At 58.8% G+C, this 6815-nt stretch carries 8 protein-coding genes and 1 pseudogene; 7 read left to right on the top strand and 2 right to left on the bottom strand.

All coding sequences use genetic code 11. From position 1 onward, the window contains the following. Positions 1-220: pseudogene (locus ABYV26_RS17700) on the top strand (aminotransferase); the annotation flags it as partial. Between the two features lie 73 nt (positions 221-293). Here the strand turns inward: ABYV26_RS17700 and ABYV26_RS17695 are convergent. Both ABYV26_RS17695 and ABYV26_RS17690 read right to left on the bottom strand, forming a co-directional pair. Continuing rightward, the gene (locus ABYV26_RS17695) at positions 294-560 is read right to left on the bottom strand and encodes a hypothetical protein (RefSeq protein ID WP_372682683.1); all 267 of its coding nucleotides are present in this window, start codon (positions 558-560) and stop codon (positions 294-296) included. A 62-nt stretch (positions 561-622) separates the two neighbouring features. Further along, positions 623-1516, bottom strand: coding sequence for a DMT family transporter (locus ABYV26_RS17690; RefSeq protein ID WP_372682682.1), 894 nt, complete (start codon positions 1514-1516; stop codon positions 623-625). A 366-nt stretch (positions 1517-1882) separates the two neighbouring features. Between ABYV26_RS17690 and ABYV26_RS17685 the strand changes: the two genes are divergently transcribed. The 6 genes from ABYV26_RS17685 to ABYV26_RS17660 all read left to right on the top strand — a co-directional run. After that, the gene (locus ABYV26_RS17685) at positions 1883-2128 is read left to right on the top strand and encodes a hypothetical protein (protein WP_372682681.1); all 246 of its coding nucleotides are present in this window, start codon (positions 1883-1885) and stop codon (positions 2126-2128) included. Positions 2129-2183: 55 nt separating this feature from the next. Further along, on the top strand, positions 2184-3869 hold the full coding sequence (locus ABYV26_RS17680; protein WP_372682680.1) for an ABC1 kinase family protein: 1686 nt from the start codon (positions 2184-2186) through the stop codon (positions 3867-3869). Positions 3870-3959: 90 nt separating this feature from the next. Next, a complete protein-coding gene (locus tag ABYV26_RS17675) occupies positions 3960-4649 on the top strand; it encodes a response regulator (protein ID WP_372682679.1) in 690 nt (229 codons plus the stop codon). Beyond that, the gene (locus tag ABYV26_RS17670; RefSeq protein WP_372682678.1) at positions 4633-6030 is read left to right on the top strand and encodes a sensor histidine kinase; all 1398 of its coding nucleotides are present in this window, start codon (positions 4633-4635) and stop codon (positions 6028-6030) included. Before ABYV26_RS17675 ends, ABYV26_RS17670 begins: the two co-directional genes overlap by 17 nt. A gap of 173 nt (positions 6031-6203) precedes the next feature. Beyond that, entirely contained in the window at positions 6204-6548 is a 345-nt protein-coding gene (locus ABYV26_RS17665; protein ID WP_372682677.1) for a hypothetical protein, read from the top strand. An 82-nt stretch (positions 6549-6630) separates the two neighbouring features. Beyond that, positions 6631-6815: hypothetical protein (locus tag ABYV26_RS17660; protein ID WP_372682676.1), on the top strand; the 185-nt coding region annotated here is incomplete at its 3' end.

The following is a 6815-nucleotide window of genomic DNA, read 5'->3' as shown; positions in this document are numbered from 1 at the left end:
GCCCGAGGGGACCTACCTGGTGTGGCTGGACTGCCGGGGGCTGGGGCTGGACAAGTTGGCGCTCAAGCACCTGATGCTGGGAAAGGCACGGATATTCATGGACGAAGGGTTCATCTTCGGACCCGAAGGTGACGGGTTCGAGCGAATCAACATCGCCTGTCCGCGGTCGATTCTGCAGGATGCCCTGGGGCGTATCCGGCGGGCGGTGAACGGGGTGTAAGAGGCCTGGCCCGACTCAAGGACCGGCCCCACCCACGGTCTCAACGGGTCGGCCAATTGCCGCATCAACGTCGTTATTGACCAATTATATGTATTTTTAACTGCTTATAAGCGTAGCCGATGGCTCCGACCGTAAAGATCAGCGCGGTGGCGACAGACAGGATCAGGACTGTCTGCGCTGCTTGTTGGCCCAGCAACAGAATCAACACCGTGCCGTAAACGAATCGGAACAGCACGAAAAAAAGCCGGAAAAACATCAAGGCCATCATGGGCGCCGCCAGGCACCAGAAAAGGGCCTTGAGCAGCGTTTTTTCCCTGTCCGGTGGTATTGATGAGGTCATTGCGCTACCGCCGCTGCCGTCTGTATCAGGGTCGCATATGTTTCGGTCGGTTGCCCAAGCGGTCAACCTTGCCGGTTGAACATCACGAATCCCACCAGGATCAGCGCCATGCCCGTCAGGTGGAAGGACTTCAGGGTTTCTCCCAGGAAGATAATGGCTAGGATGGCTGCAAAGACGGGGATCAGGTTGATGAACAGGCCGGTGCGGTTGGCACCGATGACGGCCACCCCGCGGTTCCAGCAAAAATAGGCCACGATGGATGGAAATAGGGCCACATAGGCGATGCTGCCGGCGACGCCGGGGGTAAGTGTGAATGTCCCGACGGCGGATATTTCCCATAGGTAAAGCGGCAGCAGCCCCAGGCACCCGAGACCGAAGGTGTAGGTCAGAAAACTCATGGGGTGCATGTTCGGCCGCTTGGGCAAAAGGGCCGAGTAGAGCGCATAAAGGACCACCGCCACGATCATCAGCAGGTCTCCCTGCGCCAGGGCCAGGTCGATCAGTGCCTGCCAGCGGCCTTTGAGCACCACGACCCCGGCGCCTATGACACACAGCACCACCCCGGCGGCTTGAATCCCGGAGACCCGCTCTCCATAAAGAATCAGGGAAATGACAATGATGACCGCCGGCATGGTGGTCTGGATCAGGGCACCGTTGATGGCCGTGGTGGTGTGCATGGCGCTGTAGAGCAAGGTATTGAAAATGGTCACCCCGAACAGGGCGAGCAGCCCCAATATTTTCCACCCGGCCAGGGCCGTCCGCCAGTCGCGCTTGACGTAGGGCCAGGTCAGGGGCAGGAGAACCATAAAGGCCACCATCCATCGCCAGAAGGCCAGCGAAACCGGAGGAATCAACTCGGCCACGCCCTTGGCCAGCACGATGTTGCCTGCCCAGCACAAGGGTGCCACGGCCACCATGAGAAACGCGGGAAAATTGGATTTAGGGCTTGCTTTCATGCGTGCTGCCGGTCTCCGTTGAACCGCTCAAAACGGGATGAGGGACGCCGTCTGGCGGCACCCGATAAGAATCACGACCTTGTACCGGAACCCACGGGCTTTTGCAAGGTGCCCTGCGTCGACTGAAAGTGCAGTGTCCGTCAGTGGATCGTTGAACCTTCGTCAGATCCAGGATGCCAGATGGCCTGCGATTATTGTGACTTCCCTTGCCAGGCGTTTGCACCGGCATTCCCTCAACCCCGCCCACCAATGGGTGCGCTTTGCCCTGCCGGTGAAGTGCGTTGACACCGACTTCGGTTTGCGTCATAACACCGGGAGCAACCATCCACGGAAAAACCAGCCACGATCAACAAGGGAGGAACCACCATGAAGCAGGGCAAATGCCCCAAATGCGGGTCAGTCAACATCTATTCGGCCGAAGACCTTCCCCTGAAAAGCGGCCCATTCGGCAGCAACTCCATCCCCATCAGCCTGACGGCCATGGCCGCCCTGGACAACTATGTGTGCGTGGACTGCGGCCTGGTCGAAAGCTACGTGGCCGAGGAATACATGCTCAAGAAAATATCCCAAAAATGGAAGTCGGTGAATGACACGGCAGATCAAAAGGATTGATTATAGACATCGCCAATCGACCGTCTTCTAAGAATAATAGCAAATAGGTAATCCGATGCCGTTTCCCTTTTCCAGCAGCCGCATCAGCGGCATTCGCCATTTCGGGCTGATCTCGCGCGTGCTCATCAAACACGGCCTGGGTGAAGTCGCCGACCGGCTGAGGGGGAGAACTGGCAGCAAGATCAAAACCGGCCTCCCCGATCCTGTGCGCATTCGTCGCACCCTGGAGGAACTGGGACCCAGCTTCATTAAGCTTGGCCAGCTCATGAGCACGCGTGGCGACCTCTTTCCCCCGGAATATATCGATGAATTGTCCAAACTGCAGGATCAGGTCCCCCCGGTGCCCTTCGCGGGCATCCGCCGGCTGATCGAGGCCGAGCTGGGTCAACCGCCGGATCAGCTTTTCAAAAGCTTTGACGAGACGGCCATGGCCGCCGCGTCCGTGGCCCAGGTGCACACCGCCCGTTTGAAAACCGGTGAGAAGGTGGCCGTCAAGGTGATCCGGCCGGGAATCGAAAAGCGCATCCGCAAAGACATCCAGCTCATGTATTACTTCGCCGCCCGGTTCGAACGACGCTTCGATTTGGGCCGCATCGTCGGGGCGGTCAACCTGGTCAAGGAGTTCGAGCGCACGATCTTCCGCGAACTGGACATGCTCATCGAGGCCGGCAACATCGAGCGCTTCACCCGCAGCTTCAAAGAGATCGATGAAATATACATCCCCAAGGTGTACTGGGACCTCACGGCCAAATCGGTGCTGGTGATGGAGCACATCGAGGGGATCAAGATGGATCGCGTGGATGAGATCCGGCGCCACGGCATCGACCCCCAGGAAGTGGCCATGATCGGCCTGCGGTCTTTTTCCCGCCAGCTGATGGCCGCCGGCATCTTTCACGCAGACCCCCACCCGGGCAACACCCTCGTCATGCACGACGGCCGGGTGAGCTTGGTGGACTTCGGCATCGTCGGCTACTTGGACGAAGAGACCATGATGCAGATCGCCCACCTGTTCCTGGGTTTTGCCGAGCACGACTACGACATGGTCATGGAAGCCTTCGAGGCTGCTGGCCTGGTGGACCCCCGGACCATGGATTTGAACAGCTTTAGAATGGACCTCAAGGACATGGCCGAGCCCTTTTACGGGCGTTCGCTGAAGACCATTTCGGTCAAGGATGTCTACTACCAGACCATGCGGCTGGTATACAAGTACCGCATCCGACTGCCGCGCAACCTGCTCCTGCTTTTCAAGACCTTTATCCAGACCGAAGCCCTGGGCAAGATCCTGGGTTCCGAGGCCAGTTTGCTGGAGGTGACCCGACCCTACGCCAAGCGGCTGTTGCAGCAAGGTTACGAAGCCCACAAAGTGTTCAAGAACGTGGGCCGGGACACAAAACTGTTTGGCGGCTACCTGCGCCAGATGCCCCACCTGGCCCACGGTCTGTTCAAACGTCTGGCCACGGAAACACCCAAATTCGAGATCGCCCACACCGGCCTTGAAGACACCTCCAGCAAATTCGAAAGAGGCATTAACCGACTTACCTTAGGGTTGGTGACCGCCGCCTCGCTGATCGCCGCCTCCCTGATTCTCAACGCCACCAACAAAGTACTGCTCTTCGAGGTCGACTTTTTCGGTGTACAGAACCTTTCCGTCACCGACGTGCTGGGATTCTCCGGGTACGTGATTGCCACCTTCCTGGGCTTGTGGCTGGTTTTTTCGATTGTACGCTCGGGTAAGCTGTAACCTGAAGTCGCTACACGGTGTCGTGCATGTCAACGCCTTTACGCCTGTCGAGGGAACGCCGCGGCCAATTGACTACAGAGGTGAAGAAGGATGCGGGTGTTGGTTGTCGAAGATGATGAAAAAATCGCCGCCTTCGTGGAAAACGGGCTGCGCGAGGCCGGTTTTGCCGTCGACTGCACGGATGACGGTGAACAAGCCCTTCACATGGCACTGGCGGTTACCTATGATGCAGCCGTGGTGGACATCATGCTGCCCAGGCTCGACGGCTTGAGCCTTGTCAGCACGCTGCGCCATCGGGGCATCGACACACCCATTTTGATACTGAGTGCCCGGCAGACCGTGGACGACCGGGTCACCGGTCTCCAGCGTGGGGCCGACGACTACCTGGTCAAGCCGTTTATTTTTGCCGAGCTGTTGGCACGGGTCCAGGCGCTGGTGCGCCGCGGATCAAAAACCGTCGAGGCCAGCCGACTGGTCTGCGGGGATCTGGCCGTGGATGTGATCCACCGCGAGGTTGACCGTGGCGGGCAGCCCATCGACCTCCAACCCAAAGAATACGCCCTGCTCGAATACCTCCTGCGCAACCGGGGCCGCACGGTATCCAAAACCATGATTCTGGAACACATCTGGGATTTTCACTTCGATCCCCAGACCAACGTCGTGGATGTGTTGGTATGCAGGCTGAGAAACAAGATCGACAAGGACTTTCCCGTCAAACTCATCCATACCATTCGCGGAATCGGCTATGCGATCAAGGCGCCGCATGTGGAAACTCGGTAAGACCATCGGGGTCAAGATCGCAGCCGGCTATACCGTGCTCTTTTTCTTCAGCCTGATGGCCCTGGCGATCACCGCCTATCTGCTGGTGGGAAACACGTTGGCCCGCCAGGACAGGCAGATGGTCGTCGGGGAAATCGAAAGCCTGCGCAGCCAGTATGAAAACGGTGGCTGGAAGGCCTTTCACGGCACGGTTGTCGACAACAACCGTGCCCGCAAAAATAATCCCTTCTTCACACGTTTGCCCGTTTCCTCCTCCGGCAGTGACCTGGTCTTCTTTCCCCATCACTGGGATGACTTCGATCTGGTGGCTCTGCAGGAGATGCGCGGCCAGCTTCCGGGGACCTGGCTGCAGCTGCCAAACCGCTCGGGATCCTGCGTTTTGGAAATCCTCACCGCCAGCCAACCGGACGGCAGCCTCTTTCAGGTGGGCATCAGCACCGAGGACCGACTGGTGGTACTAGACCGCTTCCGCGAGGCGCTGGTGACCATTGCCGTCCCCCTGATCCTGCTGGCTGTCGCCGGTGGGGCGGTTTTATCCCGGCGGGTGCTGCACCCCCTGAGAAACCTCATCGGCACGGTGGCATCCATCGAATCGGGAAAAATGGACGCCCGGGTACCCAGCACCCAGACTGGCGATGAACTCGAAGAGCTCGGGAGCCTGTTCAACCGGATGATCGAAAAGATCAACCAGTTGATCCGGGCCATGCGCGGATCCCTGGACAGTGTGGCCCATGACCTGCGCACCCCCATGACCCGTTTTCGCAACAATGCCGAAAAGGCCCTCCAGGCGGAAACCTCGGACGCCGCTTGCCGCGAGGCCCTGCAGGACTGTGTGGAGGAATCAGACCGGATTCTGAGGATGCTGGCCATGCTGATGGATATTTCCGAAGCCGAAACCGGCACCATGCGGCTGTTGCCGCGGCCCCTGGACCTGGTGCCCTTGGCCGAAGGCGTGGCAGACATGTATCGCTATGTGGCCGACGAAAAAGGTGTTGGATTGGTGACGGAATTTCCGGCCGAGGCACGCCTGAACGCCGATGTGGACCGGATCAGACAGGTGCTGGCCAACCTGCTCGACAACGCCGTCAAGTTCACCCCCGAAGGCGGAACCGTGCGCTTGACCATCGAGAGGCACGCGCAAACGGTGATCGTTCGCGTCACCGATTCGGGCATCGGCATCGACCCCGAAGAGATCCAGCGAATCTGGGACCGCCTATACCGTGGCACCCGTTCCTCCCACAAGGGGCTCGGCCTGGGCTTGAGCTTGGTCAAGGCCGTGGTCAATGCCCACAACGGCGAAATGCGGGTTTCCAGTACCCCGGGATCTGGATCGATCTTCGAGATTCACCTGCCTACCGATTCCCTGCCTCCAGCCGGCTGACCCGCGCTCCACATCGGGTTCCGACCCTGAATTTACCCCCTCCCGTCAAATCCTTTCAAAACTGTAATGCCGGTGAAAGCATGCCGTAATGTTTCCATGATATGGATGCTGCATGGCAACGTGCATCGGATTGCTAATCGTAACAGTGTGCTTTTCCGAAAAGGAAACCGTACATGAAATGGGCATTCTGGAAAAAAGACCCGGAACCCGAGAAGCCGATTAACTGGTCAACGCCCGGACCGCTTCCCCGGACGCTGTTCACCCATCTGGTGGACGAACTGAAAATCGGATCGGACTGGGTGCGATCCCTTGGCTGTGTCGCCCGCCCCGTCGCCGGTCATAATCATCTTTTCGCCTTCCGGGCCTTCAGTCCGTCCCAGACCAACCTGCTGGGCATCGAGGTGATCGATTATGCGACATTGGATGGATATGCCCACTTGATCCTGTTTTCGGGAACCTTAAACACCCAAACCGGCAAGGTGAACTTGAAGCCGGAAATTCAACGGCGGGTGGCTTGATCCGCAGGCCGCCCGTCTAAGCAAGCAAGTCAACCCAAGCGGATCATATTACGCCGTGCACCCATACGGCGAGGAGGTGTCTATGTCACTGTTAATCGGAACCACACTGGTCTGTCTGGCCGCCCTGTGGCTAACGGTTCTATTGATCGGCGGGCGCAACCCGCGACCGCCATGGTGGGCCAACGACTGGATGCTTGGCGATGTCCAGGTGCCCTTGCTGATGCTGCTGGCGATCGTCGGCGTCTGGTTCATGACCCGCTTCGCTGG

Origin of the sequence: Desulfosarcina sp., from assembly GCF_041551955.1 — a bacterium.
GTDB lineage: Bacteria > Desulfobacterota > Desulfobacteria > Desulfobacterales > Desulfosarcinaceae > Desulfosarcina.
The sequence above is the reverse complement of the archived record's forward strand: the minus strand, read 5'-3'. Positions and strand labels throughout refer to the sequence as shown.